The organism is Winogradskyella sp. MH6 (assembly GCF_022810765.1).
In the GTDB taxonomy this organism is placed as follows: Bacteria; Bacteroidota; Bacteroidia; order Flavobacteriales; family Flavobacteriaceae; genus Winogradskyella.
Map to the genome: position 1 here is coordinate 3480079 of NZ_CP094494.1, position 18986 is coordinate 3499064.

Genomic DNA, 18986 nt, shown 5'->3' on the forward strand with positions numbered 1-18986 from the left:
TCAATTATTAAATTATATGCTTATTTCACCTTATTCTGTTGTGAATTTCTCCATTACAGCGTCACTTACTCCCATATTACTAAATCCACCATCATTATATAAATTTTGAAGCGTTACACGACGTGTTAAGTCACTAAACAACGTAACAGTATAATTAGCACAATCCATTGCTGTTGCATTACCTAATGGAGACATTTTTTCTGCATAAGAAATAAAGCCATCAAATCCTTTTACACCACTACCTGCTGTTGTTGGTGTTGGTGATTGCGAAATTGTATTTACACGCACTTTTTTATCACGACCGAAGAAATAACCAAAACTACGCGCAATACTTTCTAAGTAAGCTTTATTATCTGCCATATCATTGTAATCTGGAAATACACGTTGTGCGGCCATATAAGTTAGCGCAACAATGCTTCCCCATTCGTTCATAGCGTCTGCCTTGTATAATGTCTGCATTACCTTATGAAATGACATTGCTGAAACATCAGTTCCCTTTTGGGTCCAATCGTATTTTTGATCTGTGTAATGTCTACCTTTTCTAACATTGATAGACATACCTATAGAGTGCAAAACAAAATCTATTTTTCCTCCTAAAATCTCCATTGATTTTTCTACAAGGTTCTGTAAATCTTCTTCTGATGTTGCATCCGCAGGAATTATTTGAGAACCTGTTTTTTCTGCCAATGCATTAATTTGTCCCATACGCATTGCTACAGGAGCATTAGTTAACACAAACTCACCACCTTCTTCATGTACGCGCTCAGCAGTTTTCCATGCTATTGAGTTTTCATCAAGAGCTCCAAAAATGATTCCTTTTTTTCCTTTTAATAAGTTATACATAGTGTATTATTTTAGTCAGTTTTAATGCTGTAAATATAGTATTAATTCAACAATTGCTTTGCATGAGCCATGGCAGATTCTGTAATATCCGCTCCACCCAACATTTGCGCTATTTCAACAATACGTTCTTCTTCTGTCAATCGTTTTAAGTTAGTCTCGGTAATATCGTTGTTATCTGTTTTATATACTTTGAAATGCGAATTCCCTTTGGCTGCTATTTGCGGTAAATGAGTAATAGCAAATACTTGCATTCTTCCGCTCATATGCTTCATAATATCTCCCATCTTATTTGAAATTTCTCCAGACACTCCTGTATCAATTTCATCAAACATAATAGACGGTAACTGAATATATTCTGATAAAATTGATTTAATTGCCAACATTATCCTAGATAATTCACCACCTGATGCCGATTTCTTCAATTCATTATAACTAGAACCTTTATTAGCCATAAACAAAAACTGTAAATTATCTTTTCCGTTTGGTAAGAAACGTTCAGAATTTGTTAATTCAATTTTAAACTTAGCATTTGGCATTCCTAAATCCGAAAGCAAATTTTCTAGCTTTTGGATTAAGATTGGCAACACAGATTGTCGTTTTTTAGAAATTTGATCTACTAATTTATTTAGCTCTTTTTGAAGATTAGATATTTCGTCTTCCTTTGCTTTAATAGCCTCATCTAAACCTTCTGTATCAGATACTTTTGATGCTAATTCATTCTTAATAGAAATTAAATCTTCGATTTGAGAAACAGCATGCTTTTGAAACAGGTTGTTAATAATTTGAAGTTGAGAATTTATACGATCTAATTCTTGTGGATCTGTTGACAAAGCTTCTTCCAAATCATCTAACTCTACCAATAAATCATCTAATTCTATATGAACACTTGCAATTCGCTCAGCAATGGCTTCATAAGCTTTTCCAAAACCTGAGATTTTATTAAGCTCTTGTTTTATGGTATTTAACTGATCGACAACTCCTTGTTCTTCTAAGCTTAGAATACCCTTGGCATTGGCAAGCTTCTCTCCTATTACTTCTACATTATTAAGTTGCTCGTATTGCGTTTCTAAATCTTCAAGATTGATAGATTCTAACTTAATTTCATTAAGCTCATTCACTAAAAAGAGATTGTAATCATACTCTTTTATTAGTTCTGCTTTTGAATCCATTAAAGCCTGTAAAGACTTTTGTAGTGCTCTATACTCTTGCAGCTTTTTTGAAAACACCTCCAGATTTTCTTTGTTATCAGCAAGAGCATCTATAACCCTAAACTGATAATCGTTTTCCATCAATTGTTGTGTTTGATGTTGCGAGTGAATATCTATAAGATGTGAACTCAATTCAGACAAACTATCTAGCGTTGCTGGTGTATCATTTATAAAAGCACGAGATTTACCAGATGGTAAAATTTCTCTTCTAATAATGGTTTGCACATCATAATCTAAATCTAATTCTGTAAACAGGGATTTTAAGTTATAGTTAGCAATATCAAAACTTGCTTCGATTATACATTTTTCATCTTTATCCTTTACCTGGCTTAAATCTGCACGTTTACCCAAAACCAATGATAAACCGCCTAGCAGAATTGATTTACCAGCACCAGTTTCTCCAGTAATAATGGTCAACCCATTATTAAACTGAACATTGAGCTCATCTATTAGAGCGTAATTTTTTATGTAAAGAGAGGTTAGCAAAAATCTATAATTTGTTTTTACAAAAATATAGAATCTCAGTTAAGTTGAGAATGGCTATTCAAAAAATAAACAGAAAATTAAAACTTAATTTTTCGCCATTTCTGAGAATGCATTGGCGCAATTTTATTGAGAATATCTACCGCTTCTACAATATTAACACTTGGTCCTCCTGAAAGCACATCCATAATTTCATCTGATTTAGCATCAAAAAACACACGCATTAAATAAGAATTTGGACGTCTTCTATGTATGTTTTGGAGTTCGGATAATGTAGAAATAATCTTAGACTTTCCTTTTTTGGTATCTTCTGCCATAACATCCATACCTTCTATATGGTAGCTATACATGGTAGATCGTATCTCTTTAAATGTTGGCGATAACAAATTATCAATTAAAGCAAAACGCGATTGCAAACCATCTTCTAGCTTCCAACCTTGGCCATTTAACTGTTGCGAATAATTGGCTATAGTTTGCGCCTGAGCAAAATATTCATCTCCTCCATTTAATGCAAAAGAATCCGCATCCATACCTAAAATCATAAATACATGAAAGGAAAGTACTGACACTAAATTAGATTCAAATTGTAATGGATTAAATACCAAATTCTGATATTCTATATATTGAAAATTGAAGTCTTTATCGTTGTAATTATATACAGGCGAACTGTACGTAGAATTAAAAACCGGTCTTGATGAAGATACCTGTAAAGTGGCACTAAAACTGTCATTTTCATAGCCAGTTACATTAATAACCATACTACAGTTAATACGCTCTTCTGCTCCAAAGCTCTTTTCAGTCCATTTAGTGTTATTTATAAACTCGTTAAGCTGTTTTTCTAATGTTTTAAATACAACATTATTATCGTTACCTGTTTGCTGAGCAATAACATTAACGGTACAATTCAACTCTTGCGAAAACGCAACGACTGAGAATAAAAAGGCGAATAAAACTAATAATCTACGCATTTAGCTGTTTTAAGATCTGTTGCATTAAATCCTTAGCAACTTCTGCTTTAGATTTAAGCGGATTTTCAATAATATCGTTAGACGATGTTATAAATGTAACTTTATTTGTTGATACTCCAAAACCTGCACCTTTATCTTGCAAAGAATTAAGGACGATTAAATCTAGGTTTTTAGACTTTAATTTTCCTTTGGCATGTTCTAATTCGTTATTGGTTTCTAAAGCAAAGCCAACCAAATATTGGTTGTTCTTTATTTCACCTAAAGATTTTAAAATATCTTTTGTTTTTTCTAACTCTATTGTAAACGTAGTATCCTTCTTTTTTATTTTTTGACTGGCTACATTTTTTGGTCTGTAATCTGCTACAGCAGCGGATAGAATTGCAATATCAGAAGTTTCAAAATGCTTATGAACTTCATTATACATGTCCTCTGCACTAACCACTGGTTTTACAGAAACCAAACTATGCGTTATGGTTTGATGCGTTGGTCCAGAAACCAAAATAACCTCAGCACCTAAATTAGCAGCTGCTTTAGCAATTTCAAAACCCATTTTACCACTAGAATGATTTCCAATAAATCGTACAGGATCTAATGCTTCGTATGTTGGGCCAGCAGTGATAAGCACTTTTTTACCATGTAATGGCAACTGACTTAAAATATCCTTTTCAATAAAACTCACAATATCTTCTGGCTCTGCCATACGACCTTCACCAACCAAACCACTAGCTAATTCACCGGTACCTGCAGGAATCATTTTGTTGCCGTAAGCGGTTAATTTTTCAAAAGAGGTTTTTGTAGACTCATGTTTGTACATATCCAAGTCCATCGCTGGCGCGAAATACACAGGACACTTAGCAGAAATATACGTTGCCAACAATATATTATCACATACGCCATTAGCCATTTTTGCCATGGTGTTTGCAGTTGCAGGAGCAATAACAAAATAGTCGGCCCACAATCCTAGTTCTACATGATTGTTCCATACCTCATTGTTATCATTTTCATCAACAAAAGATGAGTAGACAGGGTTTTTAGATAAAGTTGAAAGTGTAAGTGGAGTAATAAAATCTTTAGAAGCAGGCGTCATAACAACTTTAACGTTAGCGCCTGCTTTAATGAATAATCGGACTAAACTGGCCGATTTATATGCGGCAATACCAGCAGTAATGCCTAATAAAATATTTTTGTCTCTTAGAATAGACATCTAAGGATTATTGTTGAGTATCCTCAGTATTTCTGTGGTAAATCTTACCGTCTAACCACTCTTTTACAGCTAAAGCGTGTGGCTTAGGTAGTTTTTCGTAAAACTTAGAAACTTCGATTTGCTCTTTGTTTTCAAAAATTTCTTCTAGACTATCGTTGTAAGTCGCAAACTCTTCTAGTTTGTCTATTAACTCACGTCTAATGTCTGTGTTGATTTGCTCAGCACGTTTTGAGATAACAGAAATTGCTTCATAAATGTTATCTGTTGCAGCATCAACTTCATTTCTGTTATACGTTACCGTTGAAACAGGTGCATCTGTCTTTTTTAAATCCATCGTTATAATGATTAACTTTTAGTAAATGTACTTAATTCTTGTTCTAATTCTTCATTCATTTTAGTTGCATCTTCCATTAATTCAGAATTTGGAAATGCCTTCTTAAATGAATTATAATAGCCTATAGCATCTTTTAATCGTTCTTCTTTTAACTGATCGATACTTAAAATTGCTAAGTTATATGCGGCATCTAATCTGTAAAACATAGCTTCGTTTCTAAGTGATGTACCTGGAAACTCTAACAAAAAATTGTTAAACGACTTAATTGAAGCTTTGTAATCTGTAATTAAATCGTATTGTTTTGCAATTTCAAATGCTTTCTTTTCTAATTTAAAGTCCAACTCCTTAACCAAAGTGTTTGCCTCAGCTAGGTATTGAGAGTTTGGATATTGGTTTACAAACAACTGTAATTTCTCAATAGCCTCAACTGTTTCTTTTTGTTCTTTAGAGTAAACAGGCGAATTGAAATAATAGCCTTTTGCAGATTTAAAAGCTGCTTCTTCGGCTTTTTCACTTTGAGGATAGACATCTGTAAACTTATCAAAATGATAACTAGCAATGTAGTAATCTCCCATCTCGTAAGAGCAGTTAGCATGCATGTAAGTAACCTTTTCTGCCTGCGGCTTCCCTCTATACTTTGGAAGAATTTGATCTAAAAGTCTCTTAGACTTATTCCACTTTTCAGCTTGATACAACTCATCAGCCAATGTAAATTTCTCTGCAATATCTTCAGATTTTAAGGCTTTCTGAAAATCGCTACAAGAGGCCAACAAAATTGTTGCAAAAAGTATGTAAATTGCTTGCTTCATAAATTTTAAACAGGATGCAAAACTACGCATTATTAACGGATTTTAAAAACAAAAATTATACGCTAAAATAATCGTTGTTTTAGTTGCACTTTGGAATTTAAACTAAGTTTAACTTTTACCTAAATCCTTTAAAGCATTTTTAATCTCTTTTTTTAGCGTATCTGTTGCTTCCACAAGCGGTAAACGCACATGAGATTTTGAGATTTCTAGCGCTTCTAAAACTGCTTTTATACCAGCAGGATTGTTTTCTGAAAAGATTAAGCGTGTTATTGGCATTAAATCGAAATGTGTCTTGTAGGCTTCTTTGGCTTTACCTGCAATGCCCAAACGAATCATTTCAGAGAATTCTTTTGGCAATGCCTGACCAATAACCGAAATTACTCCAGAACCACCAGCTAAAGCAACACCTAATGCCAAATCATCATCACCAGATAAGATTAGAAAATCTTCTGGTTTGGTTCTTAATAATTCTAAATATTGATGAACATTGTTACCTGCTTCTTTTACAGCAATAATATTTTCAAAATCCTTTGCTAATCTTATGGTTGTTTCAGGTAACATATTAGACGCTGTTCTTCCTGGCACATTATACAAAATGATTGGCTTTGGCGACACTCCTGCAATGGCTTTAAAATGCTGATAGATGCCTTCTTGAGTTGGTTTGCTATAATATGGTGATACAGATAAAATAGCATCTATAGCAGATAAATCTGTAGTCTTTATTTCATTTATGATTGACGCTGTATTATTTCCACCAATACCAAGAACAAGTGGCACTCTTCCATTATTAACATTAGATATAAATTGTATTAATTCTTTCTTTTCATCAGCAGTAACAGTAACACTCTCGCCAGTAGTACCACTAATTACCAAGTACTCTGTACCATTGTTTATATTATGCTCTACTAATCGTTCTAGAGCTTCAAAATCTATGCTTAAATCTTCGTGGAATGGTGTTATTAGTGCCACTCCAGTACCTATAAATTTGGTCATTATAATTTATTTAGAATGTTTAAATATTTTTTTAGTTCGGTTTTAAATGTCTTGATGTCTTTTGGATTTACGTCTATAATTAAATCATACAAACGTTCATCTTTTCGACTAAGTCCAACTTTTAAGTTTGCTTTAGATGCTGCAGTTATTAAATCTAGCTCTGGTGTTTCATTTTTATAATAACTCACCAAGACATCATAAGGTTCATCTATAAAAGCTTGTAAGTCGATGTTGTTTATCTTTCCTTTCCATCCAAAATGTTTTGGCGAAAAATAGGTTTCCCATTGACTTCCTTCATATTTATCATCTTTTGTAAAAGCAACTATTTTGTGCTTTGGAGATGTTAAGTTTAGCGCTTTAAAGTAATTTCTAAAGACTTCAAAGTCTTCAAACTCGTTTGCATTAAGTAAAACCGCAATCACCTTAACTTTATTGTTGTTTACAGCTGCTTTACGAGCAGACAACAATTTGTTTACATATTTTTGATTTGATTTTTCCTTAAATGCTTTTAAAATCATTTATCTTTAGCCTTTGATGCAAATTTAACAAAAGCGCAAACATTTTTTCATTACTATTTCAACTAAAACCATGATAAAAAACTCACTTTTAATTATTCTATTTTTGAGCCTTGCGTATTCTTGTAAGGAAGTACCAAACAGAATTGAAGGTAGTCGCATTGAAATTAACGATAGTATTCCAGCCAATAAAGAGCTTGAAGACTATATAACACCATACAGAGATAATGTAAACAAGAATCTTGATAGTGTAATTTCGTATGCTCCAGAAACCTATTCTAAAACTGATGGTGAATTTAATACTGCCATCGGAAATTTAATGGCTGATGCTGTTTTTAGTGAAAGTAATCCTGTTTTCAATAAACGTACAGGAAAAAATATAGATTTTGTTTTGCTGAATCACGGTGGTATTAGAGCTATAATTTCTCAAGGAAATATTACAACAAGAACGGCATACGAAGTTATGCCTTTTGAAAATTCTGTTGTCGTTGTTGCTTTAAAAGGAAAGCAAATCAATGCGTTGTTCGGCTACCTTTCTAAAGCTAAGCGCGCACATCCTGTTTCTAAACAAGTGGAGTTATTGTTAGACAACGATTTTAATATAAAAAAAGCACTTGTTGATGGTAAACCTGTTTTAGAAGATGAAACCTATTATGTAGCTACCAATGATTATTTGTACAATGGTGGTGACCGTATGACATTCTTTCAACCAAACGATAGTTTATACACACTAGATTATAAAATTAGAAACGTTTTAGTCGATTATTTTAAAAAGAAAGACACGATTAATCCTAAAATAGATAACCGTTTTACAAAGTTAACTGCAGAATAATGAAAAGAAGACAATTTATACAACAAACAACAGCAGCAACAGCTTTGGTTGGTTTAGGAGCATTAAACCTGCAATCTTGTGTTTCAAACAGAAAGCATATTACCATTCTCCACACTAATGATGTGCATAGTCATATAGATCCTTTTGGCCCAAACGACAAAAGAAATGCTAACAAAGGAGGTGTTGCAAGACGTGCTACCTTGGTTGAAAACATTAGAAAAGAAAATCCTAACACATTATTGTTAGATGCTGGTGATATTTTTCAAGGTACTCCGTACTTTAATTATTATGGAGGTGAACTAGAATTTAAGCTAATGAGCATGCTTAATTACGATTTGGCGACTATTGGTAATCATGATTTTGACAATGGTATTGACGGACTATATGCACAATTACCACATGCAAAGTTTGAGTTTGTTTCAGCAAACTACGACTTTTCTAAAACCGTAATGGATACACATGTAAAACCTTATAAGGTTCTTGTAAAAGATGGTGTAAAAATTGGTGTATTTGGTTTAGGCATTCAATTAGATGGTTTGGTAGATAAAAAAATGTACAAAGAAACGGTTTACCACGACCCTATTGAAATTGCTAAAGATATGTCTCGCATCCTTAAAGAAGAAGAATCTTGCGATTTGGTAATTTGCTTATCTCATATTGGTTATCACTATAAAAACAGTCCAGATCGTGTTAGTGATTTAAATTTGGCAAAAGCTACAAAAGGTATCGATTTAATTATCGGTGGACATACACATACATTTTTACCTAAACCAACTATAGCGCAAAATAGCGAAGGCAAAAACGTACTTGTTAATCAGGTTGGTGCTTACGGATTGTATTTAGGTAGAATCGATTTTTATTTTGAACCAGGAAAACCTCTTTATTCTGATAGCACAGCTATAATTGTTTAACATATAGTGTAAGTTTCTAAAAATGAAACGTCTAAGATTTCAACTAAACCAAAAATTATGAAATCTTACAAAATCATTTTAGTATTAAGAATTGCTGTTGCGATCATATTAATTCAAACGCTTCGCTTTAAATTTACCGCACATCCTGATAGTGTTTATATTTTTGAAACCGTAGGACTAGAACCTTACGGAAGAATAGGAATTGGTGCATTAGAATTAATTGCCGGAATTTTACTCTTAATTCCCAAAACCATTTGGGCAGGAGCTCTTCTTACTATGGGTCTCATTGGAGGCGCCATACTAATGCATTTAACAAAGCTAGGTATTGAAGTTAAAGGAGATGGAGGTGTTCTGTTTTACACAGCAATAATCACCTTTTTACTAAGCACTATAATTCTATATTATTATAGAAAAGACATTCCAATTATAGGCAAAAAATTAAGCTTCTAACTGTTCGTCCATATCCAAATATGTTGGTTGCGGTCCTGTGTACTTAAGTTGCGATTGTAAGTAGAAGAATACAAAGGCTACAACTAAGAAAAACGAATAAATAAACCCTAAATTTTTATCTTCTAAAATGTAATAATAAGCTAATTGTATAATTTCTGAAAAAACTATACAAATAGAACCCAATAGAAAAAGCATAGATTTATTATCATTTCTATACATATACCCTATTAAAGCTACAGATAACAATGCCATTATAACACCATTATAAACAAACTCTAAAATATACTCATAAGTAGTAAGTGAATTTTCAGTAGCATCTGTTACAATAATTACACAAAACACATCTAACACAACAAGAATTATAACAGGAATTAATAACTCCCTAAAAACCTTACCAACATTAATTGAAGTTAAAACTTTGATAATCAGAAACAAGTAGGCAATGATAAAAAGAATGTTAGCACTATAATAGTGGATATCAAATTGATCTACCTCTAACAAAGGCATAAACCAACCTGAGTAACTCAAAAGATGACCTACTGCAAAAATCACAAGAAACCAAAAGAAATGCCAAGATTTTTCTGACGTCCACCCACAATATAAAATTGTCAATAACACAAGCATTAAAGCACTTACAGCGGCACCTTCAACTTCATAAGCTAAACCTTGAAGTATTATAAAAATACCACCTAAAAGCAATAGCAATACTTTTAAGATTTTATTCGCTAACATTAATTAATCCCTTATTAATTGAAGCGAATATATAAAAAAATTACAATTAAACGATAAAAAAATACTTTTTATCGATAAAAAACCGTTTTTATTGTAAGAATTTATTTCAAAAACTCTAAAAACTCTTGTTCAGAAAGTAATGTAATACCCAAACTTTCTGCTTTTGTGCGCTTACTTGGACCCATTTTATCACCTGCAACCACATAACTCGTTTTAGAAGATATTGAAGACGACACTTTCCCTCCATTATCTTCAATGAGCTTTTTAAGCTCGTTACGTGAAATGGTTTCAAACACACCTGAAACTACAAATGTTTGTCCTTTTAGCTTGTCGGTTTGGTTTGCCAATTTCTCTGCAGAAATTTCTAACTGTACTCCATAAGTCTTTAGACGTTCTATAATCCTTTTATTTTCTTCTGAAGAAAAGAACTCTACAACACTCTCAGCAATGCGCTCACCTATTTCATCTACAGTAACCAAATCTAATACAGACGTAAACATTAAAGCATCAATAGATTTATAATGCTTTGCTAATTTTTTAGCAACAGTTTCGCCAACATATCTAATACCAAGGGCAAACAAAACGCGCTCAAATGGAATCTGTTTTGACGCTTTTATACCTTTGACCAAGTTTTCCGCACTCTTTTCTGCCATACGCTCTAACGGAATGACTTGCTCCACTGTTAACTCGTATAAATCAGCATAGTTTGAAATCAAGCCTTCTTTTACTAATAACGCTACAGTTTCACCACCTAAACCTTCAATATCCATAGCTTTTCTAGAAATATAGTGCTGAATACGACCTACAATTTGTGGTGGACAACCATTATAATTAGGACAATAATGCTTTGCTTCTCCTTCTGGTCTTACCAATTCGGTTTGACATTCCGGACAATGTGTAATGTAGACTGTTGGTTTAGAATCTTCAGGACGTTTTGTAAGGTCTACTGCGATAATCTTTGGTATAATTTCACCTCCTTTTTCCACAAAAACGGCATCTCCTTCTCTAATATCTAACTTTTCAATCTGATCGGCATTATGTAAAGACGCACGTTTTACAATAGTACCAGCTAATTGTACTGGCTCTAAATTGGCTACTGGAGTAATAGCTCCTGTACGACCAACCTGATAAGTAATTTCGTTTAATCTCGTTGAAACTTGTTCTGCCTTAAACTTATAGGCCATTGCCCAACGTGGTGCTTTGGCTGTATAGCCCAATTCATCTTGCTGAAACAAACTATTTACCTTAACCACCACACCATCTATTTCGTAAGGTAAGTTATGTCGATGCTCCTCCCAATAATTCACATAGTCTAAAACCTCATCTATAGAGTTGACCAACTTGGCTTCTTTAGGCACCTTAAAGCCCCATGCTCTGGCCTTTTCTAAACCTTCAAATTGCGTTGAAACATTTAGATTATTTCCTTTTACACTATACAAGAGACATTCTAAAGGTCGTTTTGCTACTTCTGAGCTGTCTTGCAACTTTAAGCTTCCTGATGCTGTATTTCTCGGATTTCGATAAGGCTCTTCGTCATTAGCAATGCGCTCTTCATTCATTTTTAAAAAGCCTTCAATAGGCAGAACTATTTCACCTCTTATATCAAAACGCTCAGGATAATCACCTTTTAGTTGAAGCGGTACTGTATTAATGGTTTTTACATTAGCCGTAACTTCATCTCCTTGCACTCCGTCACCTCTTGTAACTGCTCTTACCAGCTTTCCGTTTTCGTAAGTTAAGTTCATAGAAGCTCCATCGTACTTTAACTCACAGGTATATTGCACCTCTCCGTCTATCATTTTTTTGATGCGCTTTTCCCAATCCGTTAAATCTTCTTTAGAATAGGAATTGTCTAAAGAATACATTCTAAAATCGTGAACAACAGTATTAAAGTTTTTGGTAATAGTACCACCGACACGTTTTGTCGGCGAATTTTCATCATAAAATTCTGGATGCGCTTCTTCTAAAGCTTGAAGTTCTTTCAACTTCATATCAAACTCGTAATCGCTAATGGTAGGATTATCGAGTATGTAATAATTATAATTGTGCTGACGTAACTCGTCTCTTAAGGATTGTATTTTTTGTTCTGTGTTCATTTAACTATTAATTTCTTCTTTGATAATTAGCTAATAATGATAAACCGCCAAGAAAAATACTCACAGCTATTCCTATCAAAAAAATATGATTTATTTCTCCAGATTTAATTGTACTATTAATAAACATATAAACCGCAGATATTGATATCACCATTGACATAAATCCAAAAATAAATTTGAAAAGCCCACCAAACAAAGGCCAAGCTAAATTTCCTTTGCCTTTATAATTTTCAATTATCTTAAAGAAAAAGTAAAACATAATAAAACCAATATTAATAACTATAAAACCAAAAATCTTTTCACCAAATCCAGCGTCACCTAGAAACAAAAAGAAAACACTCAATATAAAGTTTAAAACACCAAATACTTTATATAATCTATTAATGTATTCTTCGGATACTTCTTTAAACATAAAACGCAGTGTATATAGTAAGATTTATATTTCTAATTGAATGCCTTCCTATAATCCTTCTTTATTCAACCATCTTGGAGCTGGCAGCGGTTTGTAATTATTCATTTTATCTAAAAGTTCTTCAATCGTTGTGTCTATAACAACAGCATCTAAATTCTCTTGTTTTAAAAATCCTCTTTGCACCATCATTTTACATTGTTCAATCAAAGCATCATAATAGCCATTGATGTTTAAAATACCTATTGGCTTAGTGTGCAACCCAAGTTGTCCCCAAGTTGTGATTTCAAAAAACTCATCCATAGTACCAAAACCACCAGGAATAATGATAAATCCTTCACTTTTTTCATACATGATGATTTTTCTATCGTGCATGTTGTCTGTAGTAATCAATTCCGTCAGTTCTGTATGAACAATTTCTTTGGTTTTAAGAAAAGTTGGAATAACACCAACGGTTTTACCTCCGTTTTCAACAACACCTTGCGCCACTTTTCCCATAATACCAATCTTAGCAGCACCATAAACAAGCGTTATATTTTTTTGAGCAAATTCTTTACCTAGGGCATAGGCTGTAGTAATAATTTCCTTGTCATTTCCGTCGCTACTACCACAAAAAACTGATATACTATTCATATTACTTTTTAGTTCCTTTTAGCATTCTGTCATTTCCGTTTAAATCCTTTCTTAACTGAATATCCTTAAACTCAGCATCAACTAAAAGTTGCTTTGTTTCTTGACCAAGATACTGGTTAATTTCAAAATAAAGTGAGCCATTAGACCTCAATTCATCAACAGCAAAATCAGTAATAGCTTTGTAAAAAATTAGTGGATTATCATTTTCTACGAATAGCGCTAAATGTGGTTCGTTATCGAGAACGTTTGGTCTTATTTCTCGCTTTTCTAGCTCACGAACGTATGGTGGATTTGAAACGATGATATCGAAAAAACCCATCTGCTGCAAAGCGACATCTTCCCAAAGGGAAGACTCTAAAATATTGGCTTTAATAAATTCAACTTCAACTCCATTTCTATCCGCATTCTCTTTGGCTATTTTTAATGCAGATTCTGAGATATCAACTGCAAAAACCTGAGCTTCTGGCAAGTGTTTTGCCAGCGAAATTGCAATACACCCAGAACCAGTTCCGATATCTAAAATCTTAATGGGTTCTGAATTTTGACTTTTTAATTTTGAATCCTTCATGATCCAATCTACGAGTTCTTCAGTTTCTGGTCGAGGAATTAATACATTTTCATTCACGCTAAATTGTAATCCGTAAAACTCCGTTTCGCCTAAAATATATTGAATGGGTTTTTGCTGTTTTAAATCTTCTAGTATTGTAAAAAAAACATCCGTTTCGTCCTTAGTTAAGGTAAACTCTGAATCTAAGATTAGCTGAATTCTAGCTACATTAAGATGATGCTCTATGCTGAGATAAAAAAAGCTGGCCACTTCATCTTTACCATAAATAGCATCTAATTCTTTATGAAATATGTCTTTTAAATCCTTTGCTTTCAATTTTAAAGTTTTTTAAGCATCCAAACCGTACATGAATAATGACCCGTATTTCCCATCGGTTTATCAATAAATTCAAAACCTACCTTTTGGTATAGTTTTCGGGCATCATCCATATAAGGCATTGTTTCAAGATAGCAATGTTCGTAACCAGCGGATTTTGCGAAATCTAAACATATAGCCATCATTTTTATCCCAAAGCCTTTTCCTCTGGCTTCAGGTAAAAAGTACATTTTTTGCAACTCGCAAACATTGCCTTCATAATTATCTAATGGTGCAATACCAGCACCACCAAGAATCTCTTGGCCTTGAGCCAAAACAAAATATTTGGTTTTGGAATTACTATAGGTCTCTGTCATGCAATCTAAAGATACATCCTCATAAGCTGTGCCGACTTTAGGCACTCCCATTTCTATTAAAACACTCCGAACAGCTTTAGCTATTTTAGGATTGTCCTTTAGTTCTATTTCTCGAATAACTATGGTATCTTTACCCACCTTAATTAAAACTTTTATACTGTCTGTTTTTACGGCATGAAGATAATTATAAATACTTTTTTATGACTAAAAGAACATTATTCATTTTGGCGATTTGTTCACTTGTTTTCAACTGCACTGTAAAGGAAAAACCGCAGTTTATTGGTATTAATAACATTAAGGTCTTAGATTCAAATATTGAGAATATAACTATTAGTGCAGATGCTGAATTTACCAATCCTAATGACGTTGGTGGTACGCTTCAAACAAATGCCTTAAACATTTATGTAAATGATAAAAAAGTAGCCACATTTAGTTCAAAAGAATTTAAAGTGCCTTCTAAAGATAAATTTACGATTCCGCTTACTGTTTCTGTGGCTACAGATAGTATTGTAAACCAAAGCAATCTAAGCGGTTTGCTCGGAAGCCTACTCTCTAAAAAATTAAAAGTGCAATATAAAGGTGATATAAAATATACAATTTTAGGCTATTCTTCTACCTATAGCATTGATAAAACAGAAGACGTAAAAATTAAATTATAGTTGCAAACCCACGAATATTACATAAAACGTTGCTTACAAATTGCCAAAAACGGATTGGGCACCACTAGACCCAACCCAATGGTTGGTGCAGTCATTGTACACAACAATAGCATTATTGGTGAAGGTTTTACCAGTACTTATGGTGGACCTCACGCCGAAGTCAATGCAGTAAATTCTGTTAAAAACAAATCCTTACTTAAAGACAGTACTATTTATGTGCTTTTGGAACCTTGTAGCCATTTTGGAAAAACTCCGCCTTGTAGCGATTTAATCATAAAACACAGCATACCAAATGTGGTTATTGGTTGTATAGATGACAATCCTGAAGTTGCAGGCAAAGGCGTTGCCAAATTAAAAGCACATGGTTGCAACGTGGTTGTTGGTGTACTAGAGAAGGAATGTAAAGAACACTTAAAACGGTTCTTCACCTACCACAATAAAAAACGACCATATATTATATTGAAATGGGCTGAAACGGAAGACAGTTTTATTGCACCAGAAACAAAAGATAAACAACAACCTGTTTGGATTACAAACACATACTCCAGGCAATTAGTGCACAAATGGCGAGCAGAAGAACAAGCCATTTTAGTTGGTACCAATACAGTTATTGAAGACAACCCAAGTCTTACCGTTAGAGATTATAGTGGCGAGAACCCTATCAGAATTGTTATTGATAAGTCTAATAAGCTAGATGAGAGTTACAAAATTTTTGATGCCTCAGCTCAAACGATTAGGCTCACTAAAAATGAGCTAGATTTTAATCAGCCATTAACATACCAAATTTGTGGAATTTTACATCAGTACAATATTAATTCTGTAATTATTGAAGGTGGCGCAAAAATACTTCAAACCTTTATAGATGAAGGTTTATGGGATGAAGCCAGAATTTTTATCGGTAAAACTGAATTTAAATCAGGTATCAAAGCACCTAATCTTAATGGTAGATTAATTTCTGAAAAACTCATAAAAGAAGATCTATTAAAAATCTACGAGAATGATTGATACACTTATTTTTGATTTTGGTGATGTCTTTATTAATCTAGACAAGCAAGGCGCAATGCAAAACGCACTCAACTTGTTTAAGACAGATACATTTGATGACGACATGATTAAGACCAATATGTTGTACGAAGTTGGTAAAGTTTCAACAGAAGAATTTATAGATTTCTACACCTCTAAATTTTCATATTTAAATAAAAATCAAATCATTGAAGCTTGGAATTATATCTTAAAAGATTTTCCTGAGTACCGATTAAAGTTCATTCAACAACTGGCTGAAGAAAAACGTTTTAAGCTTATTTTGTTGAGCAACACCAACGATATGCATATAGATTTTATAAAATCTAATGTTAGCTTTTATGAAGACTTCAAAAGTTGTTTTGATCAGTTTTATCTATCTCAGGAAATTCAGCTGAGAAAACCTAATAAAGATATATTCGATTTTGTTTTAGAAAGTAACAATCTAAAACCAGAACATTGCTTTTTTGTAGACGACACAAAGGAAAATACAGACATGGCAGAATCTTTAGGCATTAAGGTTTGGAACATTGATGAAACCAATGAAGATGTGATTAATATGTTTAATCTTAAAAACAAATTCTTTTGATTTTTCTGATTCTTAGTGTTTTATCGTCAACAGCTATTTTTGTACTATTTAAACTGTTTAACAAGTACAATGTAAACACCCTACAAGCTATTGTTTTTAATTACATCATTGCATGCACTTGCGGACTCCTACTCTATAAAAAGCCAATAAACCTAGCTGATTTTATAAATGAGCCTTGGTTTTATGCTGCACTGGCTTTAGGTATTTTGTTCATAAGTATCTTTAATGTTATGGCGCTTACAGCTCAAAAAAACGGACTTTCCGTTGCGTCTGTAGCCAGTAAAATGAGTGTAATTATTCCTATTCTATTTGGTATAATAGTGTATAATGAGAGTATTGGATTTAAGAAAATTACAGGTATTATTCTTGCCCTAATTGCCGTTTACCTCACATCAATAAAACCAAAATCTAACGTTGTCCTCACCAAAGCCATCTATCTACCTATTATCCTATTCTTGGGTTCTGGTGTGATCGATACAAGTGTTAATCATTTTGCTCCAGAAGGAAATATGCCATTATTTTTAGCTATAATTTTTGCAAGTGCAGGTATTATTGGTTTAGTTATGGTAAGCTTTAAAACAAATAAAACAAAACAAAGATTCAACCCAAAAAGTATCCCTTTTGGAATTACCTTAGGATTAGTGAACTATTGCTCTATGTATTTTTTAATAAAAGCATTACGAGTAGATGGTTTTGAAAGTTCTACTGTATTTACCATAAATAACGTAGCTATTGTAGCTGTGTCTTGTTTAATAGGCTTATTTCTTTTTAAAGAGGTAATTTCTTCAAAAAACTGGATTGGTATTGGCTTAGCCCTAGTTTCAATAATCTTAGTAACTCTATAATTAATGTTAACCGAAGACACATACAAAACTATTTCTAAACCCTCAATTGGTGAATTGTTCAAGGACAAAAACAGTAAGTTTATAGGTTATGCTTTTCATGTTGAAAATGAAGATCAAATTAAAACTCACATTGAAGAAGTAAAAAAAGAGCATTATTCTGCCAGGCATTGGTGTTATGCTTATCAATTAGGCACAGAAACAACAACTTTTAGAGCAAATGATGATGGAGAGCCAAACAATTCTGCCGGAATGCCAATTTATGGTCAGATACAATCTTTTGAGGTAACAAATGTTTTGGTTATTGTTGTTAGGTATTATGGTGGTGTAAAACTTGGCGTAGGCGGATTAATTAATGCCTATAAAACTGGTGCTCAATTAGCTCTAGAGGCTTCAGATATTATAGAAAAAACAATTAACAAGCAATTCATACTCAAATTTGAATACAAAAACATGAGTAAAGTGATGCGTATTCTTAAAGAAAATCAGATTGAAATATTAAATCAAACACTAGAACTTGATTGTTTGTTGGAAATATCTGTCAGAAAAGGTAACGCTTCTAAAATATTTGAGTTGTTTAATCAATTTTACGGTGTTGAAATCAGCGAATTATAACGAATAATTTTGCAGTTTATCTAAAAGATATTTTGGGCATCTTGTAGGTCTGTTTCGTTTTGCATCTATAAACGCCAAAATTGTGTTACCAGTAGCCAGTAATTCACCCTTCTCATTAGTTAACTCATAATCAAATTCTATAGAAGCTGTTGGCATCTTTTTTAGCCTAGTTTTTACTTTAAGCACATCATCATAACGTGCTGAATTTTTGTAGTTTATATGTAATGAAATTACTGGAAGCATTATACCTTCAGCCTCCATAGCACTATAGCTAAGACCAAACTCGCGCAACCACTCAGTTCTACCTACCTCAAAATAAACGGCATAATTAGCGTGGTATACAACACCCATCTGATCTGTCTCGCCATAGCGAACACGTATTTTTGTTTCGTTATAATTCAAAATTTAAGATGTTTTTTAATAAAAAATTTGTAGTTTTAGAAGATTTTAAACATGAGAAAAAAATTCTTAAAATTCAATGAGAATTGATTTTTTTTTTAAATTTTTTGTTCACATATTTGTCATGTTCAAAACGCTAAGAGAATCCTTATTCTCTTTTTTTTTGCTAATCTAACTAACAACATAAAAATCTAATTTAACTA

Annotated in this window: 23 protein-coding genes; 8 read left to right on the plus strand and 15 right to left on the minus strand. The window is 32.9% G+C overall.

Features of this window, described 5'->3' with window-relative positions:
• Positions 1 to 30 precede the first annotated feature (30 nt).
• From MST30_RS15635 to MST30_RS15670, 8 genes are all read right to left on the minus strand, one after another.
• On the minus strand, positions 31 to 843 hold the full coding sequence (locus tag MST30_RS15635; protein ID WP_243472347.1) for an enoyl-ACP reductase FabI: 813 nt from the start codon (positions 841 to 843) through the stop codon (positions 31 to 33).
• Positions 844 to 884: 41 nt separating this feature from the next.
• Positions 885 to 2537, minus strand: coding sequence for a DNA repair protein RecN (gene recN / locus MST30_RS15640; protein WP_243472348.1), 1653 nt, complete (start codon positions 2535 to 2537; stop codon positions 885 to 887).
• A gap of 77 nt (positions 2538 to 2614) precedes the next feature.
• The gene (locus MST30_RS15645; RefSeq protein WP_243472349.1) at positions 2615 to 3502 is read right to left on the minus strand and encodes a type IX secretion system protein PorD; all 888 of its coding nucleotides are present in this window, start codon (positions 3500 to 3502) and stop codon (positions 2615 to 2617) included.
• Positions 3495 to 4706 carry a bifunctional phosphopantothenoylcysteine decarboxylase/phosphopantothenate--cysteine ligase CoaBC gene (gene coaBC / locus MST30_RS15650; protein ID WP_243472350.1) on the minus strand — a complete coding sequence of 404 codons (1212 nt, stop codon included), beginning with the start codon at positions 4704 to 4706 and terminating at the stop codon, positions 3495 to 3497. The genes MST30_RS15645 and coaBC overlap by 8 nt, the downstream gene beginning before the upstream one ends.
• A gap of 7 nt (positions 4707 to 4713) precedes the next feature.
• Positions 4714 to 5040, minus strand: coding sequence for a DNA-directed RNA polymerase subunit omega (locus MST30_RS15655; RefSeq protein ID WP_076616447.1), 327 nt, complete (start codon positions 5038 to 5040; stop codon positions 4714 to 4716).
• Between the two features lie 11 nt (positions 5041 to 5051).
• Positions 5052 to 5849, minus strand: a complete 798-nt coding sequence (locus MST30_RS15660) for an outer membrane protein assembly factor BamD (RefSeq protein WP_243472351.1) — start codon at positions 5847 to 5849, stop codon at positions 5052 to 5054.
• A gap of 108 nt (positions 5850 to 5957) precedes the next feature.
• On the minus strand, positions 5958 to 6842 hold the full coding sequence (gene dapA, locus MST30_RS15665) for a 4-hydroxy-tetrahydrodipicolinate synthase (protein ID WP_243472352.1): 885 nt from the start codon (positions 6840 to 6842) through the stop codon (positions 5958 to 5960).
• Complete coding sequence (locus MST30_RS15670; RefSeq protein WP_243472353.1) at positions 6842 to 7360, minus strand: DUF6913 domain-containing protein; 519 nt, start codon at positions 7358 to 7360, stop codon at positions 6842 to 6844. Before MST30_RS15670 ends, dapA begins: the two co-directional genes overlap by 1 nt.
• Before the next feature lie 70 nt (positions 7361 to 7430).
• Here MST30_RS15670 and MST30_RS15675 point away from each other — a divergent pair, with 70 nt between their 5' ends.
• Genes MST30_RS15675 through MST30_RS15685 form a run of 3 tightly spaced genes read left to right on the plus strand, consistent with a single transcriptional unit; the run spans position 7431 to position 9550 of the window.
• Positions 7431 to 8189 carry a 5'-nucleotidase C-terminal domain-containing protein gene (locus tag MST30_RS15675; RefSeq protein ID WP_243472354.1) on the plus strand — a complete coding sequence of 253 codons (759 nt, stop codon included), beginning with the start codon at positions 7431 to 7433 and terminating at the stop codon, positions 8187 to 8189.
• Positions 8189 to 9100 carry a bifunctional metallophosphatase/5'-nucleotidase gene (locus tag MST30_RS15680; protein ID WP_243472355.1) on the plus strand — a complete coding sequence of 304 codons (912 nt, stop codon included), beginning with the start codon at positions 8189 to 8191 and terminating at the stop codon, positions 9098 to 9100. The genes MST30_RS15675 and MST30_RS15680 overlap by 1 nt, the downstream gene beginning before the upstream one ends.
• A 57-nt stretch (positions 9101 to 9157) precedes the next feature.
• Positions 9158 to 9550 carry a DoxX family membrane protein gene (locus MST30_RS15685; protein ID WP_243472356.1) on the plus strand — a complete coding sequence of 131 codons (393 nt, stop codon included), beginning with the start codon at positions 9158 to 9160 and terminating at the stop codon, positions 9548 to 9550.
• Here the strand turns inward: MST30_RS15685 and MST30_RS15690 are convergent.
• The 6 genes from MST30_RS15690 to MST30_RS15715 all read right to left on the minus strand — a co-directional run bounded on the left by MST30_RS15690 (position 9539) and on the right by MST30_RS15715 (position 14797).
• Positions 9539 to 10282 (minus strand): hypothetical protein, encoded by a 744-nt coding sequence (locus MST30_RS15690; protein ID WP_243472357.1) that lies wholly within the window; start codon positions 10280 to 10282, stop codon positions 9539 to 9541. The two genes, MST30_RS15685 and MST30_RS15690, sit on opposite strands and share 12 nt — an antisense overlap.
• Positions 10283 to 10383: 101 nt before the next feature.
• Positions 10384 to 12378, minus strand: coding sequence for an NAD-dependent DNA ligase LigA (gene ligA / locus MST30_RS15695; protein ID WP_243472358.1), 1995 nt, complete (start codon positions 12376 to 12378; stop codon positions 10384 to 10386).
• Between the two features lie 7 nt (positions 12379 to 12385).
• Entirely contained in the window at positions 12386 to 12790 is a 405-nt protein-coding gene (locus tag MST30_RS15700) for a hypothetical protein (protein WP_243472359.1), read from the minus strand.
• 48 nt (positions 12791 to 12838) lie between these two features.
• Positions 12839 to 13420, minus strand: coding sequence for an LOG family protein (locus MST30_RS15705; protein WP_243472360.1), 582 nt, complete (start codon positions 13418 to 13420; stop codon positions 12839 to 12841).
• A 1-nt stretch (position 13421) separates the two neighbouring features.
• Positions 13422 to 14303, minus strand: coding sequence for a peptide chain release factor N(5)-glutamine methyltransferase (gene prmC, locus MST30_RS15710; protein WP_243472361.1), 882 nt, complete (start codon positions 14301 to 14303; stop codon positions 13422 to 13424).
• 2 nt (positions 14304 to 14305) lie between these two features.
• Positions 14306 to 14797, minus strand: a complete 492-nt coding sequence (locus MST30_RS15715) for a GNAT family N-acetyltransferase (protein ID WP_243472362.1) — start codon at positions 14795 to 14797, stop codon at positions 14306 to 14308.
• Positions 14798 to 14859: 62 nt separating this feature from the next.
• Here MST30_RS15715 and MST30_RS15720 point away from each other — a divergent pair, with 62 nt between their 5' ends.
• From MST30_RS15720 to MST30_RS15740, 5 genes are read left to right on the plus strand one after another with little or no spacing between them, the layout of a single operon-like run.
• Positions 14860 to 15318 carry an LEA/WHy family protein gene (locus tag MST30_RS15720; protein WP_243472363.1) on the plus strand — a complete coding sequence of 153 codons (459 nt, stop codon included), beginning with the start codon at positions 14860 to 14862 and terminating at the stop codon, positions 15316 to 15318.
• Complete coding sequence (gene ribD, locus MST30_RS15725; protein ID WP_243472364.1) at positions 15319 to 16323, plus strand: bifunctional diaminohydroxyphosphoribosylaminopyrimidine deaminase/5-amino-6-(5-phosphoribosylamino)uracil reductase RibD; 1005 nt, start codon at positions 15319 to 15321, stop codon at positions 16321 to 16323.
• Positions 16316 to 16927: an HAD-IA family hydrolase gene (locus tag MST30_RS15730; protein ID WP_243472365.1), complete on the plus strand. Its 612-nt coding sequence runs from the start codon at positions 16316 to 16318 to the stop codon at positions 16925 to 16927. Before ribD ends, MST30_RS15730 begins: the two co-directional genes overlap by 8 nt.
• Positions 16924 to 17772, plus strand: a complete 849-nt coding sequence (locus MST30_RS15735; RefSeq protein ID WP_243472366.1) for an EamA family transporter — start codon at positions 16924 to 16926, stop codon at positions 17770 to 17772. Before MST30_RS15730 ends, MST30_RS15735 begins: the two co-directional genes overlap by 4 nt.
• Positions 17773 to 17775: 3 nt before the next feature.
• Positions 17776 to 18384: an IMPACT family protein gene (locus MST30_RS15740; protein ID WP_243472367.1), complete on the plus strand. Its 609-nt coding sequence runs from the start codon at positions 17776 to 17778 to the stop codon at positions 18382 to 18384.
• Here the strand turns inward: MST30_RS15740 and MST30_RS15745 are convergent.
• Positions 18379 to 18786 (minus strand): acyl-CoA thioesterase, encoded by a 408-nt coding sequence (locus MST30_RS15745; RefSeq protein ID WP_243472368.1) that lies wholly within the window; start codon positions 18784 to 18786, stop codon positions 18379 to 18381. The two genes, MST30_RS15740 and MST30_RS15745, sit on opposite strands and share 6 nt — an antisense overlap.
• Positions 18787 to 18986: the final 200 nt, after the last annotated feature.

What these genes read in the sequence shown, in the direction of transcription:
- MST30_RS15635 (WP_243472347.1), bottom strand. Translation starts at nt 843, where the DNA reads ATGTATAACTTATTAAAAGGAAAAAAAGGAATCATTTTTGGAGCTCTT.
- MST30_RS15645 (WP_243472349.1), bottom strand. Translation starts at nt 3,502, where the DNA reads ATGCGTAGATTATTAGTTTTATTCGCCTTTTTATTCTCAGTCGTTGCG.
- coaBC (WP_243472350.1), bottom strand. Translation starts at nt 4,706, where the DNA reads ATGTCTATTCTAAGAGACAAAAATATTTTATTAGGCATTACTGCTGGT.
- MST30_RS15655 (WP_076616447.1), bottom strand. Translation starts at nt 5,040, where the DNA reads ATGGATTTAAAAAAGACAGATGCACCTGTTTCAACGGTAACGTATAAC.
- MST30_RS15660 (WP_243472351.1), bottom strand. Translation starts at nt 5,849, where the DNA reads ATGAAGCAAGCAATTTACATACTTTTTGCAACAATTTTGTTGGCCTCT.
- dapA (WP_243472352.1), bottom strand. Translation starts at nt 6,842, where the DNA reads ATGACCAAATTTATAGGTACTGGAGTGGCACTAATAACACCATTCCAC.
- MST30_RS15670 (WP_243472353.1), bottom strand. Translation starts at nt 7,360, where the DNA reads ATGATTTTAAAAGCATTTAAGGAAAAATCAAATCAAAAATATGTAAAC.
- MST30_RS15675 (WP_243472354.1), top strand. Translation starts at nt 7,431, where the DNA reads ATGATAAAAAACTCACTTTTAATTATTCTATTTTTGAGCCTTGCGTAT.
- MST30_RS15680 (WP_243472355.1), top strand. Translation starts at nt 8,189, where the DNA reads ATGAAAAGAAGACAATTTATACAACAAACAACAGCAGCAACAGCTTTG.
- MST30_RS15685 (WP_243472356.1), top strand. Translation starts at nt 9,158, where the DNA reads ATGAAATCTTACAAAATCATTTTAGTATTAAGAATTGCTGTTGCGATC.
- MST30_RS15690 (WP_243472357.1), bottom strand. Translation starts at nt 10,282, where the DNA reads ATGTTAGCGAATAAAATCTTAAAAGTATTGCTATTGCTTTTAGGTGGT.
- ligA (WP_243472358.1), bottom strand. Translation starts at nt 12,378, where the DNA reads ATGAACACAGAACAAAAAATACAATCCTTAAGAGACGAGTTACGTCAG.
- MST30_RS15700 (WP_243472359.1), bottom strand. Translation starts at nt 12,790, where the DNA reads ATGTTTAAAGAAGTATCCGAAGAATACATTAATAGATTATATAAAGTA.
- MST30_RS15705 (WP_243472360.1), bottom strand. Translation starts at nt 13,420, where the DNA reads ATGAATAGTATATCAGTTTTTTGTGGTAGTAGCGACGGAAATGACAAG.
- MST30_RS15720 (WP_243472363.1), top strand. Translation starts at nt 14,860, where the DNA reads ATGACTAAAAGAACATTATTCATTTTGGCGATTTGTTCACTTGTTTTC.
- MST30_RS15730 (WP_243472365.1), top strand. Translation starts at nt 16,316, where the DNA reads ATGATTGATACACTTATTTTTGATTTTGGTGATGTCTTTATTAATCTA.
- MST30_RS15740 (WP_243472367.1), top strand. Translation starts at nt 17,776, where the DNA reads ATGTTAACCGAAGACACATACAAAACTATTTCTAAACCCTCAATTGGT.